This is a genomic window from Campylobacter hyointestinalis subsp. hyointestinalis (genome assembly GCF_013372145.1).
Taxonomy (GTDB): domain Bacteria; phylum Campylobacterota; class Campylobacteria; order Campylobacterales; family Campylobacteraceae; genus Campylobacter; species Campylobacter hyointestinalis.
Window position 1 is genome coordinate 476438 of record NZ_CP053827.1, and the last position, 24761, is coordinate 501198.

The 24761-nt window shown below is 35.9% G+C and carries 12 protein-coding genes, 10 tRNA genes and 3 rRNA genes; 12 read left to right on the top strand and 13 right to left on the bottom strand.

Annotation, left to right across the window (positions count from 1 at the left end; translation table 11 throughout):
* Window positions 1–227: 227 nt before the first annotated feature.
* Both yedE and yedF read left to right on the top strand, forming a co-directional pair.
* Complete coding sequence (yedE, locus tag CHHT_RS02550) at window positions 228–1445, top strand: selenium metabolism membrane protein YedE/FdhT (protein ID WP_034963551.1); 1218 nt, start codon at window positions 228–230, stop codon at window positions 1443–1445.
* Window positions 1445–1684, top strand: a complete 240-nt coding sequence (gene yedF, locus CHHT_RS02555) for a sulfurtransferase-like selenium metabolism protein YedF (protein WP_034963553.1) — start codon at window positions 1445–1447, stop codon at window positions 1682–1684. Before yedE ends, yedF begins: the two co-directional genes overlap by 1 nt.
* Before the next feature lie 91 nt (window positions 1685–1775).
* Here the strand turns inward: yedF and murI are convergent, their stop codons facing one another.
* Window positions 1776–2537, bottom strand: a complete 762-nt coding sequence (murI, locus tag CHHT_RS02560; protein ID WP_034963554.1) for a glutamate racemase — start codon at window positions 2535–2537, stop codon at window positions 1776–1778.
* A gap of 3 nt (window positions 2538–2540) precedes the next feature.
* Window positions 2541–4343, bottom strand: coding sequence for a menaquinone biosynthesis decarboxylase (locus CHHT_RS02565; protein WP_074898819.1), 1803 nt, complete (start codon window positions 4341–4343; stop codon window positions 2541–2543).
* 672 nt (window positions 4344–5015) lie between these two features.
* Between CHHT_RS02565 and CHHT_RS02570 the strand changes: the two genes are divergently transcribed.
* From CHHT_RS02570 to CHHT_RS09390, 5 genes are all read left to right on the top strand, one after another.
* Window positions 5016–6531: ribosomal RNA gene (locus CHHT_RS02570) — 16S ribosomal RNA — on the top strand.
* 93 nt (window positions 6532–6624) lie between these two features.
* Window positions 6625–6700: transfer RNA gene (locus CHHT_RS02575), tRNA-Ala, on the top strand.
* A gap of 569 nt (window positions 6701–7269) precedes the next feature.
* A 23S ribosomal RNA gene (locus tag CHHT_RS02580) occupies window positions 7270–10178 on the top strand.
* Window positions 10179–10328: 150 nt separating this feature from the next.
* Window positions 10329–10446 (top strand): 5S ribosomal RNA (rrf, locus tag CHHT_RS02585).
* The 16S, 23S and 5S rRNA genes sit together here with 1 tRNA gene alongside, the layout of an rRNA operon.
* A gap of 1228 nt (window positions 10447–11674) precedes the next feature.
* A complete protein-coding gene (locus CHHT_RS09390; protein WP_051663812.1) occupies window positions 11675–12115 on the top strand; it encodes a ComEA family DNA-binding protein in 441 nt (146 codons plus the stop codon).
* A gap of 125 nt (window positions 12116–12240) precedes the next feature.
* Here CHHT_RS09390 and CHHT_RS02595 read toward each other — a convergent pair.
* From CHHT_RS02595 to CHHT_RS02635, 9 genes are all read right to left on the bottom strand, one after another.
* Window positions 12241–12315 (bottom strand) — tRNA-Glu (locus tag CHHT_RS02595).
* A 15-nt stretch (window positions 12316–12330) separates the two neighbouring features.
* A tRNA-Lys gene (locus CHHT_RS02600) sits at window positions 12331–12406 on the bottom strand.
* 24 nt (window positions 12407–12430) lie between these two features.
* Window positions 12431–12507: transfer RNA gene (locus CHHT_RS02605), tRNA-Asp, on the bottom strand.
* A gap of 8 nt (window positions 12508–12515) precedes the next feature.
* Window positions 12516–12591: transfer RNA gene (locus tag CHHT_RS02610), tRNA-Val, on the bottom strand.
* Window positions 12592–12605: 14 nt separating this feature from the next.
* Window positions 12606–12682 (bottom strand) — tRNA-Glu (locus tag CHHT_RS02615).
* Window positions 12683–12708: 26 nt separating this feature from the next.
* A tRNA-Lys gene (locus CHHT_RS02620) sits at window positions 12709–12784 on the bottom strand.
* 8 nt (window positions 12785–12792) lie between these two features.
* A tRNA-Asp gene (locus tag CHHT_RS02625) sits at window positions 12793–12869 on the bottom strand.
* A 10-nt stretch (window positions 12870–12879) separates the two neighbouring features.
* Window positions 12880–12955, bottom strand: a tRNA-Val gene (locus CHHT_RS02630).
* A 3-nt stretch (window positions 12956–12958) separates the two neighbouring features.
* A tRNA-Lys gene (locus tag CHHT_RS02635) sits at window positions 12959–13034 on the bottom strand.
* Window positions 13035–13343: 309 nt separating this feature from the next.
* Here CHHT_RS02635 and CHHT_RS02640 point away from each other — a divergent pair.
* The 3 genes from CHHT_RS02640 to CHHT_RS02650 all read left to right on the top strand — a co-directional run bounded on the left by CHHT_RS02640 (window position 13344) and on the right by CHHT_RS02650 (window position 18629).
* Window positions 13344–14471 (top strand): GGDEF domain-containing protein, encoded by a 1128-nt coding sequence (locus CHHT_RS02640; protein WP_034962591.1) that lies wholly within the window; start codon window positions 13344–13346, stop codon window positions 14469–14471.
* Between the two features lie 9 nt (window positions 14472–14480).
* Window positions 14481–15734 carry an arsenic transporter gene (locus CHHT_RS02645; protein ID WP_034962592.1) on the top strand — a complete coding sequence of 418 codons (1254 nt, stop codon included), beginning with the start codon at window positions 14481–14483 and terminating at the stop codon, window positions 15732–15734.
* A 96-nt stretch (window positions 15735–15830) separates the two neighbouring features.
* Window positions 15831–18629, top strand: a complete 2799-nt coding sequence (locus tag CHHT_RS02650) for a hypothetical protein (protein ID WP_034962593.1) — start codon at window positions 15831–15833, stop codon at window positions 18627–18629.
* An 88-nt stretch (window positions 18630–18717) separates the two neighbouring features.
* Here the strand turns inward: CHHT_RS02650 and CHHT_RS02655 are convergent, their stop codons facing one another.
* Together CHHT_RS02655 and CHHT_RS02660 are read right to left on the bottom strand one after the other, a co-directional pair.
* Window positions 18718–19809: a CinA family protein gene (locus tag CHHT_RS02655; protein ID WP_034962594.1), complete on the bottom strand. Its 1092-nt coding sequence runs from the start codon at window positions 19807–19809 to the stop codon at window positions 18718–18720.
* A gap of 9 nt (window positions 19810–19818) precedes the next feature.
* Window positions 19819–20436 (bottom strand): hypothetical protein, encoded by a 618-nt coding sequence (locus tag CHHT_RS02660; protein WP_051663746.1) that lies wholly within the window; start codon window positions 20434–20436, stop codon window positions 19819–19821.
* Window positions 20437–20549: 113 nt separating this feature from the next.
* On the opposite strand from CHHT_RS02660, the gene ileS reads away from it, so the two are divergent.
* Window positions 20550–23300: an isoleucine--tRNA ligase gene (ileS, locus tag CHHT_RS02665; RefSeq protein ID WP_034962595.1), complete on the top strand. Its 2751-nt coding sequence runs from the start codon at window positions 20550–20552 to the stop codon at window positions 23298–23300.
* 99 nt (window positions 23301–23399) lie between these two features.
* Window positions 23400–24761: an Asp-tRNA(Asn)/Glu-tRNA(Gln) amidotransferase subunit GatA gene (gene gatA / locus CHHT_RS02670; protein WP_034962596.1), complete on the top strand. Its 1362-nt coding sequence runs from the start codon at window positions 23400–23402 to the stop codon at window positions 24759–24761.

The window sequence follows — 24761 nt, forward strand, 5'->3', positions numbered from 1 at the left end:
CATCTATGATGACACTTTAATCATAATAATAAGCAGATATGCGGATAAAATAAACTCGATAGTGAGATAAAAATATAGAAATTTAGTCCAAACTAAGGCTAAATTTACATCCTTTGCTTTTATATCAAATTTAATTATTTTCTTTAAATAATATTAAATGTATTTTTTATTACAATTACAGCCTTAAAGTTGCCGGTTCGGCAAATAACAAATTTAAAGGTTAATCAATGATTTCTGCGTTAAATCAATTCAAACAAAAATATCTTGTGTATTTTTGGGACACTGCAAAATCTATGATAGCGCTTGCCATCATAGCTTCTATTTACTTTGGTTTTTTTGGTACTGGTTGGCAAGTCACTGGTGAGATGACGCGCTGGGGCGGTGAGTTTTTAGAGCTTTTTGGTCTTGATACTAGCAAATATAGCTATTATAACATGACAAATCTCTCAGGCAGTCCGCTTACTCGCTATGAAGGACTTGTGCTTATAGGTATGTTTATTGGCGCGCTGATTGCGGCTCTTTTTGCAAATAAGGTTAAATTTCGCCTACCAGCTAGCCGTATACGCATCTTTCAAGCTATAGTTGGCGGTATTCTTTCAGGATTTGGTGCTAGACTTGCTTTTGGTTGTAATCTGCTTGATTTCTTTACCGGACTTCCATATTTTTCTTTGCATACTTGGGAATTTGCTGTGTTTATGGTGCTTGGTATTTGGTGTGCCACAAAGGTTGGTAAGCTAAGAGTTTTTATGCCAAAAGCCACACTTGAAAAATGCGGTATAAATGGCAAAGGCATCGAGCATGATAAAGGACGTGCAAAACGCCATTTTAGATATGGTGTGGTGATTTTGATTGCCACGCTTGTTTGGCTTGTTTATCTTTTTGTCGTTACAGAGCCATTTAAACTTGGCGTAAAATCAAGCTTCCTTCCACTTGGACTTTTGTTTGGGCTTATTTTTGGTTTTATTATATCTCGTGGTCAAGTATGCTTTACATCATGCTTTCGCGATTTGTTTTTGTTTGGTCGTGATAATGCCGCAAAGGGAGCATTTTACGGAATGCTTATTGCTACATTTATAGTTTTTGTGCTTATGTTAAATGGCTACTCAGCTTTTGTTAGGAGCTTTTCAGTTGCCGTTGCTTTGGGTGCGTTTTTATTTGGTTTTGGCATCGTGTTTGCAGGAGGATGCGAATGCGGATGGACTTATAGAGCAGCTGAGGGTCAGATGCATTTTATGATAGTTGGTGTGGCAAATTTCGCCGGAACTGCTGTTTTAGCAGTTATTTACGATCATATTCCAGATTGGATTAAGGCTGGTCCAAAAATTCAGTTTTTAAATGAGTTTGGTTCTTTGCCAGGACTTACATTAAATGTTGGACTTTTATTGCTTTGTATTGCACTGATTTTTGCTTATAAAAAACGATTTTTTGCCAAAGGAGGTTACTAATGAAAACTAATTATGAGATAACTTATAGTCTTGATATCCAAGGCGAGGCTTGTCCTATGCCAGCAGTTGCTACTTTGGAGGCATTACCACAGCTAAAAAGAGGAGAGGTTTTAGAGGTACTTTGCGACTGTCCACAGGCGATAAACTCTATCCCTGTTGATGCAAAAAACCGCGGTTTTGAAGTTTTATCTATAGAGCAAGATGGTCCGACTCTTAGATTTATCATAAGAAAGCCATAAATCAATATGAATAAATTTGGGTTAGTTTTAGCCCAAATTTTTAAATTTATAAGTGTAGTTTTTTGCTATTTTGCATATTTGTAATGCAAATTTAGTTTATTTCTCTCATTATATCAAGTCTTTTTAGATAAGGCTCTATCTCTTTTATGTCTAAATTCTTCGTTGAAGATATATATCTTATAGAGTTTTTATCGCCAAATTTACTAATTCCACCTAGTCTGCGTATCATTTGATTTATCGTACCATTTACACCATCTATTATGCCGATTTTATCTGGTAAAATAGCTCTAAAACTATCTTTAAAATAGTTAAAATGAGTACATCCAAGCACTAGTAAATCTATGTTTGATAAATCAAATTTGGATATTTCATCTTTTAAATATTTAAAAACCTCTTCGCTATCAAATTCCATATTTTGGGCAAATTTTACGAGTTTTGGCAAGGCTAAGAGATGTGTCTTGCTCTGCAAATTTACTTTATGGATTAGGTCTGATAATTTATTTCCGTTTATGGTAGCTGGCGTAGCTACTACAAGTATGTCACCACCGGTGTTTGCTCCTAGTTTTATAGCAGGTTCCATTCCTATTATAGGCACTGAAAAACTACTTCTAAGCTCAGTTATAGCAGCACTTGTGGCTGTATTACAAGCTATAGTTATCATATCTGCTTTTTGATCTACTAAAAATTTCACGCATTTTTTTGTTAGGCAGATTATCTCATCTTTGCTTTTTGTGCCATAAGGCGCATTTTCGTTATCGGCAAAATATATAAACTCTACGCCGCTAAAGCGCTTCAAAGCTTCATTTAAAAGGCTAAGACCGCCAAAGCCTGAGTCAAAAATCGCTATTTTCATCGTCTATCCAAATATCTCAAATTTTTCAAACAGTTCTTCATCGCGTTCCAAAACGCCTTTTTTGATAAGATTTTCTATGACTTCTCTTGAACAGTTCGTCTCTTTTGGCCATTCGCGAGTGTAGCCATCAAGCTCAAATTTGCTAGTAGCGTCTATGCAAACAAGCTCGTTTCGTATGAAAATATCGCGCTTTGCATCTATATTGTTTGTTATTCTCCAAACAAGCATATATAGATTTTCAAGCCTTGAGCTAACATCTACAAAAATCAGTATTTTAAAGTGCTCATCAAAGGGTTTAAGCTTATCAAATACCTGTTTTACTAGCCTATCTTTATCAAATTTAATAAAACAAATAGGGTTTTTCGTATCTAAAAAATACTGTTTTAACTCTAAGATATTTTTATTTACGCTTTTAAATTTATGTAGCAGCTCATCATCGCTTATCAAATTTGGTGCGCTTGATGAGTTATCATTACTTGCGTCGATCCCTAGTTTGCCGCCAAAGCAAGCATTTGGACTAGCATGGTCAAGCTGGTCGCAAATGCCACTAGTTATTAGCATACTTTGTGGTGAAAAACGGTTTAAAATATATTTCGTAAGATTTTCGTAGTCATCAAGACGAGGCGCGTTTGATGGCACAAAAATAGCGTGTTTTACAAAACTCATCTGTCCAACTCCCCAAAACGCGTGCATAAGCTGCGTAGCGTGAGCAGGATAAAGCGCATTAAATTTAGCTAAAATCAGATTATGAAAAACCCCATTTTCAGGCATTTTATAATCGATCAAATCAGGCACACTAGTCTGTAAAAGTGGCAAAAATATCCGCTCAGTTGCATATCCCATAAATTTATCTTCAAGTGGCGGTTTTCCGACGACTGTTGCGTGAAAGATAGGATTTTTCTTATGAGTTATTTTTGTAACTTCCATAACCGGAAATGGTTCTACTGGCGTGTAAAATCCTGTATGGTCGCCGAATTTTCCTTCGTCTTTTAGTCTATTTGTATCTACAAATCCCTCTATAACATAGTCTGCGTCATGCGGGATAAAAATATCGTTTGTAAGAGATTTAACTAGTTTTGCCGGAGTTTTTCTGATGAATCCATAAAGCATCAGCTCAAAAATATTTTTTGGAAGTGGAGCTTGACCACACCATATATATAGCGGATCGCCCCCGATCGCTACGCTTACTGGCATTTTAATACCCGCTTTTTTATATTTATGAAAGAAATGAGCAGCGTCTTTGTGAATTTGCCAGTGCATTCCAAGTTCGTTTTTGCTATGGACTTGCAAGCGGTACATACCTAAATTTTGTGTATTTGAATCTAGATCTTTTGTATAAACTTGCCCCATCGTGACAAACGCTCCGCCATCTTCTTCCCAAGTTTTAAGTATCGGCAGATCATATAAATTTGGCTCTTTAAATTCACACTCTTGAGAAGCGCCTTTAGTTTTTAAACGTTTTGGAAATACCGATCTTAAGCTTAAAAGATAGGTGAAAAAATCTATTTTTTCTTTAAATGTAGAAGGTTTTGTCGGTTTTAGTAGTTTTTCTATCTCTTTTGCTATTTCGTTGCTATCTTTTTTAAGTATTAAATTTAAAGCTTTAAAGCTTCCAAAAGTATTTGTTAAAACAGGGTCAAATTTTTTCCCGTTTTTATCGGTAGGATTTCTGAAAAGTAGGGCTTTTGAGTTATTTTTTTTAACTTCTATATAGCTTAGATGAGCTATCTCAAGATCTATATCGCAAGGCTTGTCTATTATCTTTAAAAGACCGTTTTTATCTAATAAATCAATATATTTTTGCATAATTTTTTCCAAAATTTTATTTTGGATAATATCAAAAAAGAAATTTGAACTAGTTTAAATCGAGATCTAAACTCATCTCATTAGTATTAAATTTGGCAGAGTCGTATTTTTAGTGCTATACGACTCTTGCAAAACAAAATACTGCAAAAGTTATTTTGTTTTTATACCTATCCATTTATTAAAATCTCTCATAAAACATCCTTTATTTGAAAATAATTTTCAAATAGTAACCAAATTTGACTTAAATTTATATTATAAAATGATATCTATTATCATAAAAGAAAGTATAGCCTTACATTAATTAACATATTTTGACATCCCCCCCCAATAAAAAACCTAAAAAACTTCTCATCAATTGTTCAGTATATTTAATCTGTATTTAAGCTTCACTCTTGTATAATTCCAGCTCACGAAATGAGAAACACCTTTTAACTCTTCTAGTTAGAAATCATTTTTTTATTTTCGATGTTTTTTAAAATTATAAATGTTAAACTATTTTTTAAAGTCAATCTTTGAAATCTAAACAAGTGATCGATTGAGCCAGAACTACTTTTAAAGTTAGTTCTATTAGTATAAAATAATTATATTATCTTTATACTTTTTAATATATAAAAACATTAAAAAGTTTTTTAGATTAAAAACTTCATAATACGAATAATTATTTATTCAACTTTTATGGAGAGTTTGATCCTGGCTCAGAGTGAACGCTGGCGGCGTGCCTAATACATGCAAGTCGAACGGAGTATTAAGAGAGCTTGCTCTTTTAATACTTAGTGGCGCACGGGTGAGTAATGTATAGTTAATCTGCCCTACACTGGAGGACAACAGTTAGAAATGACTGCTAATACTCCATACTCCTTCTTAACATAAGTTAAGTTGGGAAAGTTTTTTCGGTGTAGGATGAGACTATATTGTATCAGCTAGTTGGTAAGGTAATGGCTTACCAAGGCTATGACGCATAACTGGTCTGAGAGGATGATCAGTCACACTGGAACTGAGACACGGTCCAGACTCCTACGGGAGGCAGCAGTAGGGAATATTGCTCAATGGGGGAAACCCTGAAGCAGCAACGCCGCGTGGAGGATGACACTTTTCGGAGCGTAAACTCCTTTTGTTGGGGAAGAACCATGACGGTACCCAACGAATAAGCACCGGCTAACTCCGTGCCAGCAGCCGCGGTAATACGGAGGGTGCAAGCGTTACTCGGAATCACTGGGCGTAAAGGACGCGTAGGCGGATTATCAAGTCTTTTGTGAAATCTAACAGCTCAACTGTTAAACTGCTTGAGAAACTGATAATCTAGAGTGAGGGAGAGGCAGATGGAATTGGTGGTGTAGGGGTAAAATCCGTAGAGATCACCAGGAATACCCATTGCGAAGGCGATCTGCTGGAACTCAACTGACGCTAATGCGTGAAAGCGTGGGGAGCAAACAGGATTAGATACCCTGGTAGTCCACGCCCTAAACGATGTATACTAGTTGTTGCTGTGCTAGTCACGGCAGTAATGCACCTAACGGATTAAGTATACCGCCTGGGGAGTACGGTCGCAAGATTAAAACTCAAAGGAATAGACGGGGACCCGCACAAGCGGTGGAGCATGTGGTTTAATTCGAAGATACGCGAAGAACCTTACCTGGGCTTGATATCCTAATAACATCTTAGAGATAAGATAGTGCTTGTTTACAAGAAATTAGTGACAGGTGCTGCACGGCTGTCGTCAGCTCGTGTCGTGAGATGTTGGGTTAAGTCCCGCAACGAGCGCAACCCACGTATTTAGTTGCTAACAGTTCGGCTGAGCACTCTAAATAGACTGCCTTCGTAAGGAGGAGGAAGGTGTGGACGACGTCAAGTCATCATGGCCCTTATGCCCAGGGCGACACACGTGCTACAATGGCATATACAATGAGACGCAATATCGCGAGATGGAGCAAATCTATAAAATATGTCCCAGTTCGGATTGTTCTCTGCAACTCGAGAGCATGAAGCCGGAATCGCTAGTAATCGTAGATCAGCCATGCTACGGTGAATACGTTCCCGGGTCTTGTACTCACCGCCCGTCACACCATGGGAGTTGATTTCACTCGAAGTCGGAATGCTAAATTAGCTACCGCCCACAGTGGAATCAGCGACTGGGGTGAAGTCGTAACAAGGTAACCGTAGGAGAACCTGCGGTTGGATCACCTCCTTTCTAGAGTACAATACTAGTACGTCTCACAACTACTAGTAAAAGAAAGATACGATAGCTCAATCACGCTTGTTTAGGTTTGAGAGATTGACAAGGGGGGAATTAGCTCAGCTGGGAGAGCGCCTGCTTTGCACGCAGGAGGTCAGCGGTTCGATCCCGCTATTCTCCACCATAGTTTAAATTTATATTATATTCTAAACTCTAATTAGAGAGCTTGATTTAATATCTAAACTTTCTAATTAGACTTTAGTCTAAAAGTTATTTAAAATATCATTGTTAAAGTCACAATCAAGTTTTAATAAAATAAAACAATTTTACAGGACTTGTTAAAGCTTTAAATAGAGACTACTTTAGCAAATAGTTAATTAAACAATCTGTTATCCCAATAACTAAACATATTAACTATTAAGTTTAACATCATAATCTATTAAGTTCTAAAACTTACTTAATGATGGTTAATGCTTTCCGTCTTATAAGTCAATATTTAAACATTGTAAATTTAATACCTATATTTTTATAAAAGATTTTCTTTTAGAAAGATTAGTTATTTATTTTTATCTTTAACAAGGAAGTGATGCAAATTAGAATAATAATCTAAACAAAAATATAAAATTCGTAACGATAATTTTTAATTAGTTTGATAGCAATCATAGGGTAACCCTACTTGTAGGGACTTTAGTTTGTTCAAACTTTTTTAAAGTTTGTCGTAAATCTGAGCTTTGCTCAGATGCGAACTAAAAAAGGTAAGCTACTAAGAGCAAATGGTGGATGCCTTGGCTAGTAGAGGCGATGAAAGACGTGCCAGGCTGCGATAAGTCTCGGGGAGCCGTCAAGGGGCTTTGATCCGGGAATTTCTGAATGGGGCAACCCAGTATATAGTGATATATACTACCGCAATGCGGAGCTAACGTTGGGAATTGAAACATCTTAGTACCAACAGGAAAAGAAATCAAAAGAGATTACGCTAGTAGCGGCGAGCGAACGCGTAAGAGGGCAAACCGTTAGTTTACTAACGGGGTTGTAGGACTGCAACATAGACTTGAACTAACTAATAGAATAACCTGGAAAGGTTGACCATAGAGGGTGATAGTCCCGTATATGAAAGTGCGTTCATACTTAGCAGTATCCTGAGTAGGGCGGGACACGTGAAATCCTGTCTGAAGCTGGGGAGACCACTCTCCAACCCTAAATACTACTACTAGACCGATAGTGCACAAGTACCGTGAGGGAAAGGTGAAAAGAACTGAGGTGATCAGAGTGAAATAGAACCTGAAACCATTTGCTTACAATCATTCAGAGCACGATTCTTTATGACGTGTGATGGACTGCCTTTTGCATAATGAGCCTGCGAGTTGTGGTGTCTGGCGAGGTTAAGGAAACCCGGAGCCGTAGCGAAAGCGAGTCTTAATAGGGCGTATAGTCAGATGCTGCAGACCCGAAACGATGTGATCTATCCATGAGCAGGTTGAAACTGGTGTAAGAGCCAGTGGAGGACCGAACAGACGGCCGTTGAAAAGGCTCCTGATGACTTGTGGATAGGGGTGAAAGGCCAATCAAACATCGTGATAGCTGGTTCTCTCCGAAATATATTTAGGTATAGCGTTGTGTAGTAACTTTGTGAGGTAGAGCACTGAATGGGCTAGGGCATACACCAATGTACCAAACCCTATCAAACTCCGAATGCGCAAAGTGTAATCACAGCAGTCAGGCGGCGAGTGATAAAATCCGTCGTCAAGAGGGGAACAACCCAGACTAACAGCTAAGGTCCCTAAATCTCATTTAAGTGGAAAACGATGTGGAGTTACTTAAACAACCAGGAGGTTGGCTTAGAAGCAGCCATCCTTTAAAGAAAGCGTAATAGCTCACTGGTCTAGTGATTCTGCGCGGAAAATATAACGGGGCTAAAATGAGTACCGAAGCTTTAGACTTAGTTTTTAACTAAGTGGTAGGAGAGCGTTCTATTCAGCGTTGAAGGTATACCGGTAAGGAGTGCTGGAGCGGATAGAAGTGAGCATGCAGGCATGAGTAGCGATAATCTAGGTGAGAATCCTAGACGCCGAAAACCCAAGGTTTCCTACGCGATGCTCGTCATCGTAGGGTTAGTCGGGTCCTAAGCAAAGTCCGAAAGGGGTATGCGATGGAAAATTGGTTAATATTCCAATACCAATTATTATGTGCGATGGAAGGACGCTTAAAGTTAGTGGAGCTAGCGGATGGAAGTGCTAGTCTAAGGGTGTAGGTTGAGTTATAGGCAAATCCGTAACTCTTTATCCGAGACCTAAAAGGCTCATGACGCTCTTCGGAGTAGATTGAGAATCCATGATACTATCGAGCCAAGAAAAGTTTCTAAGTTTAGTAATAATTGCCCGTACCGTAAACCGACACAGGTGGGTGGGATGAGTATTCTAAGGCGCGTGGAAGAACTCTCTTTAAGGAACTCTGCAAAATAGCACCGTATCTTCGGTATAAGGTGTGCCTAACTTTGTATTAAGATTTACTCCCAAAGCAAAGAAGGTTACAACAAAGAGTCCCTCCCGACTGTTTACCATAAACACAGCACTCTGCTAACTCGTAAGAGGATGTATAGGGTGTGACGCCTGCCCGGTGCTCGAAGGTTAATTGATGATGTTAGCTATGCGAAGCATTTGATCGAAGCCCGAGTAAACGGCGGCCGTAACTATAACGGTCCTAAGGTAGCGAAATTCCTTGTCGGTTAAATACCGACCTGCATGAATGGCGTAACGAGATGGGAGCTGTCTCAAAGAGGGATCCAGTGAAATTGTAGTGGAGGTGAAAATTCCTCCTACCCGCGGCAAGACGGAAAGACCCCGTGGACCTTTACTACAGCTTGACACTGCTACTTGGATAAAGATGCGCAGGATAGGTGGGAGGCTTTGATCCATAGACCCTGGTTTATGGTGAGCCATTGTTGAGATACCACTCTTCTTTATTCGGGTAGCTAACTAGCCTAAGTTATCCTTAGGTAGGACAATGTCTGGTGGGTAGTTTGACTGGGGCGGTCGCCTCCCAAAATGTAACGGAGGCTTACAAAGGTTGGCTCAGAACGGTTGGAAATCGTTCGTAGAGTATAAAGGCATAAGCCAGCTTAACTGCGAGACATACACGTCAAGCAGAGACGAAAGTCGGTCTTAGTGATCCGGTGGTTCTGTGTGGAAGGGCCATCGCTCAAAGGATAAAAGGTACCCCGGGGATAACAGGCTGATCTCCCCCAAGAGCTCACATCGACGGGGAGGTTTGGCACCTCGATGTCGGCTCATCGCATCCTGGGGCTGGAGCAGGTCCCAAGGGTATGGCTGTTCGCCATTTAAAGCGGTACGCGAGCTGGGTTCAGAACGTCGTGAGACAGTTCGGTCCCTATCTGCCGTGGGCGTAAGAAGATTGAGGAGAGTTGACCCTAGTACGAGAGGACCGGGTCGAACTGGCCACTGGTGTACCAGTTGTTCTGCCAAGAGCATCGCTGGGTAGCTAAGCCGGGATGTGATAAGAGCTGAAAGCATCTAAGCTCGAAGCCAACTCCAAGATGAATCTTCTTTTAAGAGCTCTAGTAGACTACTAGTTTGATAGGCTGGGTGTGTAATGGATGAAAGTCCTTTAGCTGACCAGTACTAATAGCTCGTTTGCTTATCTTTATATAAGCATCACTTCCTTGTTAAGGATATAAATACCTTACAAAGAACATGTTTTACTGCAATTAAAACCAAAAAGACTTTAACGATAAATAACACAACAGTGTTAAATAAGAGAATAGTTAAACTATTTTTATTCTTTTATTTAACACTGCCCGTGGCTATACAGATGAGGAAACGCCTTGCTCCATCTCGAACCAAGAAGCTAAGCTCATCATGGCCGATGATACTCTCCCTTACTGGGATGTGGAAAAGTAGGTCGCTGCGGGCTTTGTGTTTATGTTTTAACTCTTATTTCATTTAAATCAATTCCCACATAGCTAATTAATATTAATTAAACTTATTATTAAAAGTTTTATTTACATATCTAAGCTACTAAATTTATATCACTTTTTTTAAAGTATCTTTACTTATTTTATCTTTTATAATATTGTGTGCAATAAATAACTATTATAGTCTTAGTAAAACAAATACTGTAGATAATTGAATAAACATAGCTTAGATAAACTGTTCTATAGATATCTGCTATAAAACAAACTAACTCCATAAATAATACGTAAAATATGCAAATTTATATACTTTTTTAGCTTATTATAAATCAAACAGCTAGATTATAATTTAGCTGTAAATGCAATGGTATTAATCATTAGATTGATTTATACCTATTAATACTGCTTTCAAGCGTTAAAGTAGATAAATATTATGTATACTTGTTTATGACTTTAAACTAAAAAACTCTCGTATCTATCATTTATAAATTTATGCTTATAAATGATTATTCTTAGCTTAGATCAAGGCTCTATATCGCAATATGAAAATAGATAAAAATACACCTGATAAATGTAAAACATTTACCCCACATCTAATAAAACCTATAAAGTAAGTACTAAGTATAAAAGCATCTTTAAATACTGTGTATAAATATCTTATGGTATTTATACATTACTATGTATCTAAATTTATAAATATATAAAACTCGTTACTATTAAATATTTCTAATAAAATAGTACCAATTTATAATTAATGTAATTCTTTTAAAAGTAGTTTCTTTGACTACTTTACTATAAAGATATCTTTATAATATTTAAGATTAAGTTAGTAAAACTTTTAATATTTTTATAAAGAGTTTTTAAATATTTGCGAATTCTTTTAAATTATTATAAATATTGCAAACCTTTTTAAATTATTATGGGTATTCTTTAAAACATAACAATTCTTCCAAATTATTATAAAGATTTAAAAATATTTATGGTTATTATAAATTATACTATTATAATTATTTTTAGGTTATTATGAGTATCTCAAAATCATAAATTTTTTATTCAAATAAATTTATTTTATAGTATGGTTTGAATTTAGGGGGGCAAAGGTATTAAATCATTGAACTGTGTTACCATTATACTCTCTTATATAATTTTTATCATGTTTGAATTATATTTAAGTTTTATTTTTAGATTGATATCATATAATCCACTATATTACATTAAAAAGGGGTTAAGATGAGATTATTTGGTTTAATAGCTTTACTTGCTAGTTTAACTTACGCTGCAGTAAATTTAAATACTGCTACTAAAGAAGAGCTTATGGAGCTTCCAGGAATAGGAGAAGCTAAAGCTAATGCTATCATAGAGTATAGATCTAAAAACAAGTTTAACAGCATAGAAGATATCAAAAACATAAAAGGTATAGGGGATAAAAGATATGAAGCTATAAAAGCTGATCTTACTACTTCGGGTAATACTGACCTATCAAATTTAAAAACAAAAGCAAATAATAAAACAAAAGATATAAAAAAGAACTCAGATAAAATAAAAGAGCTTAAGAACAATAAGAACAAAGAGATAAATAAAGAAAACAGTAAAAATAAAAAAGAGATCAAAGATAAAAAAGTTAAAATTAAGAAAGATATAAATGATAAAGTAGATAGCTTAAAGGAGTAGGGAAAGATGCTTGTTATAACTTCTCGTATACCATCTAAGAATTTTTATATAAAAAGAGGGTTGGGTAGGTTGATCATACGAAATCTTTTAAATAGATATTGATTGTTATTTGTGAACGGCATAAATGGTGACCCCTACGAGACTCGAACTCGTGTTACCAACGTGAGAGGCTGGTGTCCTAACCGCTAGACGAAGGGGCCTAAAAAAATAAAATATGGTGCCCCGTGTAGGGCTCGAACCTACGACCCCATCATTAAGAGTGACATGCTCTACCAACTGAGCTAACGAGGCGTTTATCTATTAAAAATAAAAAAATGGCGCGGCGAACGGGGCTCGAACCCGCGACCTCCGGCGTGACAGGCCGATATTCTAACCAGCTGAACTATCGCCGCACCTAAAATGGTGGTCGCTATAAGACTCGAACTTATGACATCCACCTTGTAAGGGTGGCGCTCTACCAACTGAGCTAAGCGACCAAGAGCTTATAAAATGGCGACCCTTGTAAGATTTGAACTCACGTTTTCACACAGAGAATGTGACGTCCTGGGCCAACTAGACGAAAGGGTCAAAACCCTGATTGATAAATAAAAAAGTGGTGTCCCGCGTTGGATTCGAACCAACGACCCCCTCCTTAAAAGGGAGATGCTCTACCGACTGAGCTAGCGAGACAACGTAAATGGCGCGGCGAACGGGGCTCGAACCCGTGACCTCCGGCGTGACAGGCCGATATTCTAACCAGCTGAACTACCGCCGCACCTAAAAAATGGTGGTCGCTATAAGACTCGAACTTATGACATCCACCTTGTAAGGGTGGCGCTCTACCAACTGAGCTAAGCGACCAAGTGGTGTCCCGCGTTGGATTCGAACCAACGGCCCCCTCCTTAAAAGGGAGATGCTCTACCGACTGAGCTAGCGAGACAAAATAAATTTAAAATGTTACTTAAAGTAATAAAAATTGCAAAGTAATCTTTTTTAAAAATGAAGTGAAATTATACAAAAATTAATTATCTTTGTCAAGTGGAATTCCGCTTTATGTTAATTATTTTGCATGATTTCATGTAAAAATGAAATGGATAAAAAATAAACAAATGATTATTTATATTTTAAGTAAAATATTGCCGTTTTTATTTTTTATCATTTAAGTATATTTTATGTGATATTTGAATAAAATTACTATGTTTTGATTTTTGCGTTAAAAAAGGAATGAGGGGGGGGGTGGCGTATTAAAATGAAATATGCTGAGTCTACACTATTTGTTTGGAATAAAGACTTTGAAACAAACATACCTTTAGTCGATGAAGAGCATGTGCATTTAGTAGAACTCATAAATGAACTTATCTTAAAAATTTCCAATCAAGAAGCTTTAGAGATAGCCGATATCTCTTCTGTTTTTAACAAACTTTTTGATTATGCAAAGTATCATTTTGGTGATGAAGAAAGCATAATGATCGAAAGCAAATTATATCCAGATTTTATCAGAGAACACGCGTACAATCACAAGATGTTTTTGCAAGAAGTTGAAACACTATATAATGAGTTTTTAGATAGCAAAGATTATAAAAAAAATCTTAAGGATATGATCGATTTTCTTATAAATTGGCTTGCTTTTCATATACTGGGTCAAGATAAGAAAATGGCAAAACAGATAGAGCTTATGAATCAAGGATATAGTGCAAAGCAAGCCTTTGAGATGGTTGATCAAATTCACGAATCAAACGAAACCCAGCCTCTTGTTAATGCTTTAAATAATATGCTAAATACATTATCTAGAAGAAATAAAGAGCTTTTGTCTCTTAAGAAAAATTTGGAACAAAAAGTAGAAGAAAGAACGACCGAGCTTATGGAGGCAAATAGACATCTTGAGTATTTATCTACTACAGATCAACTAACTGAGCTAAAAAATAGACGTTATGCTATGGATGCTCTAAATATGCTTTGGTATTCTACTTGTAAATTTACGGATTCTATCGCTGTTTTGATGATAGATCTGGATCATTTTAAAGAAGTAAATGATAATTACGGTCATGATTGTGGCGATATCGTCTTAAAAACTGTAGCTGTAACGCTAAAAGATTCTGTAAGAAACGATGATATAGTTTGTAGGCTTGGCGGAGACGAGTTTTTGATAATATGCCCACACACGTTTTTACAAGGCGCTATAAAAGTAGCAAATAATATCTTAAAAGAGATAAAAAAGCTTAACGTTTCTATTGATGGCGGGTTTTGGAGCGGTAGTGCAAGTATCGGCGTAGCCTCAAGCGATCCTAAAATGCAAGGCGTAGAAGATCTAATAAAAAGAGCAGATGATCAAGTCTATAAAGCAAAAGAAGCTGGTAAGAACTGCGTTAAATTTTAAATCATTAGTATGCTAATAGCCGGTTTTATATTTATCATTACTCTTTTGCTTATTATCTTTAGGCCATTTGGATTAAAGATAGGAACTAGTGCTGTAATGGGAGCTTTGGTAAGTCTCTTTTTAGGCGTGGTTAGTTTTGATGATACTTTAGTAGTTTTAAGCGTAGTTTGGGACGCGACGCTAACTCTTGTAGGCATTATCATTATGTCTATGATCCTAGATGAGATAGGATTTTTCGAGTGGTGCGCACTTCATTTATCTAAGCTTTCAAAACAAAACGGCCATTTGATGTTCGTGTATGTTCTTTTGTTTGGTTCTGTAGTTTCAGCTCTATTTGCAAATGATGGCGCCGTACTGATACTCACGCCTATACTTTTAGCCAAGATGAAAATACTTCAGCTAAAAATCAAAACTATGATAGCTTTTCTACTAGCTGGTGGTTTTATAAGCGATAGCGCGTCTTTGCCTTTTGTGTTTTCAAATTTGACAAACATAATAACCGCAAATTATTTTAAGATAGGATTTAGTCAGTACTTTGCAAATATGGCTCTTGCTTATGTTGTAAGCACTGCGGCTTCTATAGTTGTTTTATGGATAGTTCTTAGAAAAGATATCCCGCCAAAGATAAATACAAATTTGCTAAAAGATCCTAATAGCGTCATCAAAGACATAAGTATTTTTAAGTTTTCATGGTTTTTTATAGCAATTCTGCTTTGTGGATACTTTGTAGGAGATATATACGGACTTCCGGTGAGTTTATTTGCTTTGAGTGGTGGCGTTTTACTTCTTATTGTAAGCTCACATACCAAAGTCATCAAAGCTAGCAAGATCATCAAAAACGCTCCTTGGCAGATAGTTTGGTTTAGCATAGGACTTTATATCGTTGTTTATGGTTTGAAAAACGGCGGAATGAGTGAGTATATAGCAAATTTGATATCAAAAGCTGCATTACATGGCGAGTTTTACGCTGTTATGACGACTGGGTTTTTAAGTGCTGCGATGTCTGCAATTATGAATAATCTACCTACAAATATGATAATGAATATATCGCTTTATGGCGCTAATGAAACTCTAGCTTACGCAAATATTATAGGTTCAAATTTAGGTCCAAAAATGACACCTTTTGGTAGTTTGGCAACTCTTTTATGGTTGCATGTTTTAGAGAAAAAAGGTGTAAAAATAGGATTTTGGGAGTATAGTAAATTTGGTATTTTAGTTACTTTGCCAGTGCTCTTTGTAACTCTTTTGGCTCTGATTTTTTAGTTTGGCATTTTTTAATAAAATAAGCAAATTTTACCCTATTTATAGCAATTTAAGATAAATTAGCATACAATTATTTACTACTTAAAAAGGCTTATAATGAAAAAAATATTTATATTTGTGACCTGCGTTTTGTTTGGCATAGAGCTTTATGGTGGCGTTTGGTGCAATAACGATGAAGGCAAAAGTAGCGTAGAGCAAACAAATGGAACTAAAAATATAAATTCTTTCGGAACAGATAAGGAAGATATTATAGTGCTAAATAACGTAGGTGCATATAAATTTAAGTTAGTGGGCGATAATATAAATACGCAACACGGTATTAATCATTGGGATCAATTATCTTTGCGTATTAAAACAGGTTTTGCAAGTAAAATTTCTGTAAAAATCACGAAAGTATATGAATATAATAATAGGTATTTTGATACTATCAAAGGCGAAACGGATATCAGAAATATATGGTTTAAATTTATAAAAAGCAATGTAACTAACTATGATAAAAAAGAAAGAGGCGGATTATGCTTCAATAGAATGCTAAATAATGTAGAAGTAGGAGGATATGCTAAATTTGAAAATGGGATAGCATATCTGCCTAAAGATGATACTGTAAATATTATTTTTGAGGCATCAAATCCTCAGTCAGATAAATATAAAAAATTTAAATTTGAAGCTGAGATTACAGTAGAACCGGATGATCGAAAATCTTCTTTGGGCAAGAATGGATTTCTAATAGTAAATGATCAATTTAATAAAGACGGTGATAGCGAAAATTTATATACTCAAATCGTTAAAAAACCTTTTAATGTCAAGCTTATAACAAATTTTAATAGGGATCTTATCGAAAGAGATATAGCCTCTATAAGCATCACATTACATTCTAAAACAAGCGGCGATGCATTAAATGATGCTATAGAAAAGATAGATTTAAGTAAAGATGATATAAATAATCTAAATAATAAAAAAGATGATAGCTTGAAGATTATAAATCTTGATAATAAATTTAGCGTAGATAATTCTAAGAAAAAGTCGATAGATTACTCAAATTTATATTTTATGGTAAGAGTTGATTTAGAAAAATCATTTAAATCAGATACATTTGCTGCTAGACCAGCTAAGTTTAACAAAAGAGCTAGTTTTAATAAAAAAGATAGTCTGATAGGCGGGAAAAAGTATTATCCGCAAGCCGGTGATAGAAATGATTTCGTGTTTGTAGAGGCTTTAGATAATGAAGACAGAGTGATAGATGATTATAATGTTATTTTAAAAGATCAACATTTGGAATTTGATAGAAGTGCAAATAGAACAAAAAATGAAGATGAGTTTTGCACTTACTACTACGATGAAAATGGAATAAAAACCCTGCAAAAGATGGAGCCAAACAGTTTAGAAAACGTGTGGATTAAATTTAGTGAAGGTATTGGCACTATATACACAAAATGCGAATATGACTCAGAAAATGAAAAAGAATTCAGTCAAGATAATATAAACAATGAATCTTGTTATTTTGTATATCCAGACATAGGACATACAAAAATAAGTATAACAGACAATAAAACAACTATTATTGACGAAGAGCAAGATGATTGCATATCTGGTAGTTCTTCATCAAAAACTACAAACGGAAAAATAGGTTGCAATGTCCAGTTAGAAAATGTAGGATTTCATACGTTTATACCATCAAGCATAAATTTCGTTTCGCGAGATATCTTAAATTATCACAATGATGATAAAAACAATATCGGATTGACGTATTTATCAAAAAACGGTGAGTCATATGCACTAAGCAAAACGGACTATAATAATATATCCATGGCTGCTACTTTAAATTTGAGCATTGAGGCTCGCTTGGCTGATGGAACTCTACCAAAGCTGTATTCTAAAAACTGCTATGCTAAAAGTATTAAATTTAGTTTAGAAGATAAAAAATCGAATAGTAGAGATATAAAGTTTTACGGTCTAAAACATGAAAATAAAGATGAAAATAAAGATGAAAACGCATATATAGCTATCAAATTTCCTACTGAAGATAATGACAAAGTATTTTGGATAGATGAAAACACTTTTTTAGAAGGTAAATCGCTTACTCAAGTAAAGATGTCTATTGACAAAACAGATAAAGGCATAAATCCTATCATCGTAAAAACAAGCGATATTGACATCAAAAATCCAGGTGAATTTAGCGGAGACATATCTAAGGTAGAAAATCTTACACAAAATGATAAGATCACTATAAAAGTAGATGATATAAAAAACGATAATGATAAAACGGGTAACTTTTTTTACGGTTCGCTTATCATTCCTGATGTTTCGATAGACGAAGAGAAACGAAAATCTGGTACTGAAGCGACTGCTACTGCTTATTACAGCGTATTTTGCGATGATGAGTGTATAAATGGCGTAGTCGCGTCTGAAGAAGATAAAGATATTTATAAAAATATCATAATAAAAATGATAGGCGAAATGGATGATAGGAGCAATGTGCCAGGTAATCAAGGATTTTATATAAGCAAATTTGTAGATGACAATATCATAAAAACCAAATACAAGCCTGAAGACAACGACGTCAGTGCCGTTATCAGTAAAATTGACGATAAAGAAACCAAAGATGGATGGGGACAAGTCGAGCTTACGTATAATCCAACTGCCTTTGTTCGGAAAAACATAAAATTCACTTCATATCTTGTTAAAGATGGTAAAGAAACAGATACTATCGCTACTTGGCTATATCCGATCGAAGATACTCCTGCAAAAGATACCTTTTATGTTGAATTTGCCCCTAACACTGCATGGTTTGGTACTGGAAAAGCCGGACAAGTTATGGGCATAGGAGAAGACTATGATGGCAAAAGTACAAATGAAAAACAAAAAGGCAAAAGACAGCAACGTATCGACTGGTAGATCCATAGCATAAATTTACGTAAATTCCGGCGCAAACTGTTTGAAGAACTTAGCTATTATATGCGGATTTCTATCCTTACATTCATAATTACTCAAGCAAGCTTGGATAGCTTCTTAAAAGCAAAGTGTAAGCGTGCAAGGCGCTTTGCTCTCTGATGTAGTCTCTATCGCCACTTAAGCTTAGTCTTTGAGTATAAATTTCTCCGTTTTTGTTCGTCACCGCAATATATACGGTTCCTACTGGCTTTTGCTCGCTTCCGCCATCAGGTCCTGCTATACCGCTGATAGCTATAGCAAAATCGCAGCTACAAAGCTTTATGGCTCCTAAGACCATCTGTCTTACGCATTCATCACTTACTGCGCCAAAGTTTTGCAAAACTTCATCGCTTACGTCTATCCAGCTATGTTTTATGCTATTTGCGTATGTTACTACTGAGCCATCAAACACAGAGCTTACTCCGCTCACGGATCCAAGTTTAGCCGCGCAAAGTCCAGAGGTGCAAGACTCTGCAAATGTTATTTTTAAGTTCTTTTGTATGAGTTTTTTTGCTACAAATACAACTATATCTTTTTCGTTTATCATTTTACCGGTAAATAAATTTGAAGCGCTTTCTAAAAATCCGTCTATCTGTCCGTATCTGTTTGCGCTTACTTTAGCATAAGTAAGACCGGGTAAAAGCTCGGTAAGACTGATATTCACGTTGTAAGTGGTAGATAATGGCTCTAAGAGTATCTTTGCACTTTCTTTATCGACACCTAGTATATGAAAAAACTTCGAGTCTTGTTTGGTGTTTTGTAAAAAACTAGGAAGCTCTTTTGTAGGCGTAGCTTTTATGAGATTTATAGAAGCGGTGTTTAAAGTGAGCAAAAAGCTGTTTTTGGCGTAATTTATGGCACGTGATGGGATGAGAGTATCTTCTTTTAGCTCTATAGTATCTACGCTAAGAGTTGCTAGGATCTTGCTTAATGTATAAAAGTTGCTGTCATTTGCTATGATCGTTATGCATTCGTAATTTTTAGAAATATTTTCTATGTAAAATGGGAGCTCTTTGTCACCACCACCGGCGTATGATATCATACCTAGCTCACCGAAATAGTTTTCGTATTTGCGAAAAACGTAGTCTAAAAACGGCTTATTTATCTGCAATTCTTCCCCGACTATCAAGATGATATGTTTCATATTTTGCTCCTAGTATTTTATTGTAAAATTCATATACGTGTTTTGTGACTCATCATTTGGCTTTGAATACATTATATTTATATTTAAATTTTTATTCAAAGACCAGTCTATATACGGACTGATTTCTTGCTCATCATTTTTTGATTTTATTATTGTACCAAATTTCGTATTATATAAAATTTCTCTGCTTATATCCAAATTTGGATACAGCACGGCTTCTTGTTCTTTGAGATTATAATTTGCATTTAGCTGAGTTTTTATAATGAAATCCACTATGGAAGTTTGATACTGTAAACTTAGATCGTTATTTGCGATGTAGTCTTTTTTGTTTTCGTTTTTATCTAGTTTGCTGCCCAAGTTTAGCTTGATGCCGCTTAAATATCTGTTTTCAAAACTTAGTGAGTTTATGCTTAAAATATCTATATTGTTTAAATTTGCACCGTTTTTATCAAGGTTTAAATTCGGACTTAGCAAGCTAACATCCTCTGATTTTATCCACTGGTTTTCTATGTATGTATCTGTTTTAAATGGGTTTATACTTATGGCGTTTCCGTTTTGTTTTATAAGATCGTCAAACGAGAAGATATTTGATATAAAAAATATCATTAAGAGACAAATTTTTATCATTTTTTCTCCTTATTATTTTATGAAATTATTGTATCATAAGCCGATAAATAAATCTTTTTTTTATCAAATTTTGGATAGAATCCATAAATTTAAAAAAATTCGAGGTTAAGATTATGGATTACAAAGATACACTGCTACTACCTACTACGGATTTTGCTATGCGTGGAAATTTAGGCGAACAAGAACCAAAACGCTATGCGAAATGGGATGAAGAAAAAGTTTATGAAAAGATGAAAGCCAAAAGGCAAAAAGCAAGCACTAGTTTTAATATTCACGATGGCCCACCATACGCAAACGGTCATCTTCACATAGGTCATGCACTAAATAAAATCTTAAAAGATATAATCACAAAAACCCATTATTTTTTCGGTGATAGCGTTAGATATACTCCTGGTTGGGATTGTCACGGTCTACCGATCGAGCAACAAGTCGAAGTCAAGCTTGGCGACAAAAAAAAGACTATGAGTAAATCGCAAATTAGGCAAGAATGTCGCGCTTGGGCTAGCGAATTTGTAAAGATCCAAAAAGAAGAGTTTAAATCTTTGGGCGTCCTTGGTGACTGGGACGAACCGTATCTTACCATGAAATATAAATTTGAAGCAAATATATATAGAACGCTTTGTGAAGTGGCTAAAAAAGGACTTCTTATAGAGAGAAGTAAGCCTGTATTTTGGAGCTGGGCAGCAAGAAGTGCGCTTGCTGAAGCTGAAGTAGAGTATGAGGATAAAGAAGATTATAGCTTGTACGTTGCTTTTGATCTAAGCAAAGAAGCGTGTGATAAACTTGGCGTGGGTAGCGCAAAAGCTGTCATCTGGACGACTACCCCTTGGACTTTAGTAGCAAATCAAGCCATTAGTTTAAATCCAAATGAAAAATACGCAGTAACAAAAGAAGGTTATATCATAGCTTTTCCTTTAAAAGAAACTTTGATAAATCAAGGCATAATAAAAGGTGAGATTATAAAAGAATTTGCTTCAATCGAGCTCGAGGGATTAAATGCGATAAACCCTTTGAACGGAAGATATTCTAAATTTATACTTGGAGAGCATGTTTTGATGGATGGCGGTACGGGGCTTGTACATACTGCTCCTGGGCATGGCGAAGATGATTATTTTGCAAGCTTAAAATACAATATCGAAGTTATAATGCCCGTTGATGAAGCAGGACTTTACGACGAGACTCTAAGAGTCAAAAAGCTACTACCAGAAGAGCTTTTGGGTGAGTTTATAGGACTTCATATATTTAAAGCAAATGAACGACTTTTAGATATCTTAGGCGATGCGGTCGTGAAAGTAAGTAAATTTGTGCATAGTTATCCATTTTGCTGGAGAACACATAAACCAGTCATTTACCGCGCTACAAAACAGTGGTTTATATCTATGGACGAGCCAAAATTGAACGGTAAAACACTGAGACAAACGGCGCTTGAAGCTTTAAATCAAGTTAAATTTTATCCAGAAGCAGGCATCAAAAGAATCAGCTCTATGATAGAAAATCGCCCTGATTGGTGTATTTCTCGCCAAAGAGACTGGGGCGTACCTATAGCGTTTTTTAGAGATAAAACCACAAAAGAAGTGGTATTTGATCCAGAAATTTTGGACAATATCGCTAGTATATTTGACGAAAAAGGCGCTGATGCGTGGTGGGATTTAAGCATAGAAGAGCTTCTTCCAAAAGGTTCAAATTTAAATCCTGCAAATTTAGAAAAAGTTAGTGATATACTAGATGTCTGGTTTGATAGTGGATCTACGTGGAACGCGGTTTTAAATAGCGGAGATTACGATGGTGGTGGATATCAAGCAGATATGTATCTTGAAGGAAGTGATCAACATAGAGGTTGGTTCCAAAGCTCACTTTTACTAAGCTGCGCGTTAAATCAAAAAGCACCTTATAAAAGCATACTAACTCACGGTTTTACGGTCGATGGAAACGGAAATAAAATGAGTAAAAGCAAAGGCAACGTCATAGCTCCAGCAGACGTAGCCAAAAAATACGGCGTAGAGATCTTAAGACTTTGGGTTGGGCTTAGTGATTATTCAAGCGATCTTAAAATAAGCGATGAAATTCTAAAACAAGTTAGTGAGCAATATAGAAAGATAAGAAATACGATAAGATTTTTACTAGCAAACGTCGGCGATTTAGATGATATATATACAAATTTTGGAATGCTTGATAAGTGGATACTAAATAGAGCTAGTAAGACTTTCAAAGAAGTATCGGTTTGCTTTAGAAATTACGAGTTTTCAAAAGGATTTAATATCTTGCTTAATTTCTTAAGTACGGATCTTAGTGGGATATATCTTGATATTTGTAAAGACAGACTTTACTGTGATGATAAAGACTCGGCTCGCCGTCGTTCGGCTCAATCTGCTATGGCTATCATCGCAAAAAGAGTCTTTGCACTCATAGCCCCTACGCTAACTTACAGCGTTGATGAGGCTATAGAATTTGCTCCGCAAATCATAAAAAAAGATTTTGGAGATGTTTTTGACATAGTTTATGATGATTTGGATTATGAATTTGATATAGATGATAACTTGTTATTAGCTAGCAGGGAAAAATTTAATGAGATAGTAGATACGCTCAAAAAAGAAAAAATTATAAAATCAACACTTGAGGTTATGCTAGAAACTAGCTCAAATGAAATACTTGCAAATGATCTTGATGAAGTCATAGACTGGTATATGGTAAGCTTTGTTAAAAGTATAGAAGACGGTGAGACTTTGGCTACTTTCGAAGTAGGAAATGAGCAGTTTAAGGTAGTAAAAGCATCTCGTTATAAATGTCCAAGATGCTGGAAGTATGACGCCAAAGAGGAAAACTGTTTGTGCCCTAGATGTTCAAAGGTTTTAAAAAATGTTTGATACGCCGGCTTCAAATGAGCTGATCATGGCTACTATTTTTGTTTTGATACTGATCGTAGCTGTAGGGATTTTTTTAGTCAATAGATTTAAGGAGAATAAGTGATAACTTTAAAAGAAGCGTTGAAACTAAGCCCGTCTGATATTTTGGCTTTACGCGCAGAACTAAAAGAGAAAATAAAAGCAAATAAACATTTGGGTGCTTATATAGAGCAACTTACTAGCACCGAGATAGGCGATGAGTACGCAGGTATTCCTATCGCTATAAAAGATAATATTCAAGTTAAAGGCTGGAGTATAACAAGTTGTTCAAAAATACTTCAAGGATACGTAGCGCCTTATAACGCAACTGTTATAGATAAACTTTTAAAAGCTGGACTTGCTCCGTTTGGTAGAACAAATATGGACGAGTTTGCTATGGGAAGTACTACTGAAAGCAGCTTTTATGGTAAAACGTTAAATCCTTTGGACAACTCAAGGGTTCCTGGTGGTAGTAGTGGTGGAAGCGCTGCAGCAGTTGCGTCAAATATCGCTATCGCCGCTTTAGGTAGTGATACTGGCGGAAGCATACGCCAACCAGCAGCGTTTTGTGGTTGCGTTGGGTTTAAACCAACTTATGGAAGAGTTAGTAGATTTGGACTAGGCGCTTACTCAAGTAGCTTAGATCAGATAGGACCTATAACAAGCTGCGTTGAAGACGCCGCATTGCTTTATGATATCATCGCAGGACACGATCCAAAAGATAGCACGAGTTCAAAATTAGAAGTTATAAGTACTGCAGATAAGTTAGATGCGAACAAAAAACTAACTATAGCAGTTATTAAAAACTATATCGATGAAGCAAGCGACGACGTAAAAAAAGCTCTGAATTTAACCATTGAAAAGCTAAAAAATAGCGGACATAAAATAATCTATAAAGATCTTTCAAATTCAAAATATGATATAGCTGCTTACTATATCATAGCTACAGCAGAAGCTAGCGCAAATTTAAGCCGTTATGATGGCGTGAGATATGGACGCAGGGCAGAGTGCAAAAACTTAGGTGAAATGTACGCAAAAACCAGAGGTGAGGGTTTTGGCGCAGAAGTGCAAAGAAGAATGCTTCTTGGAACATTTGTTTTATCAAGCGGATATTATGATGCTTATTATATAAAAGCTCAAAAAGCAAGAGCGTTTATAAAACGCGAATATGAGGGGATCTTAAGCGAATCAGACCTTATGTTTATGCCTGTTGCTCCAAGCGTTGCTTATAAATTTGGCGAGTTAAGTGATCCGTTAAAAGCTTATCTTAGCGATATTTATACTATAGGGGTAAATTTAGCAGGACTTCCTGCCATAACTGTTCCAGTCGCAAAAGATGATAATGGACTAAATATCTCAGCCCAGCTCATAGGCAAAGCGTGGGCGGAACAAACTGTTTTAGATGGTGCATATAGTTTAGAAAAATCAATAAAAGGAAATTAA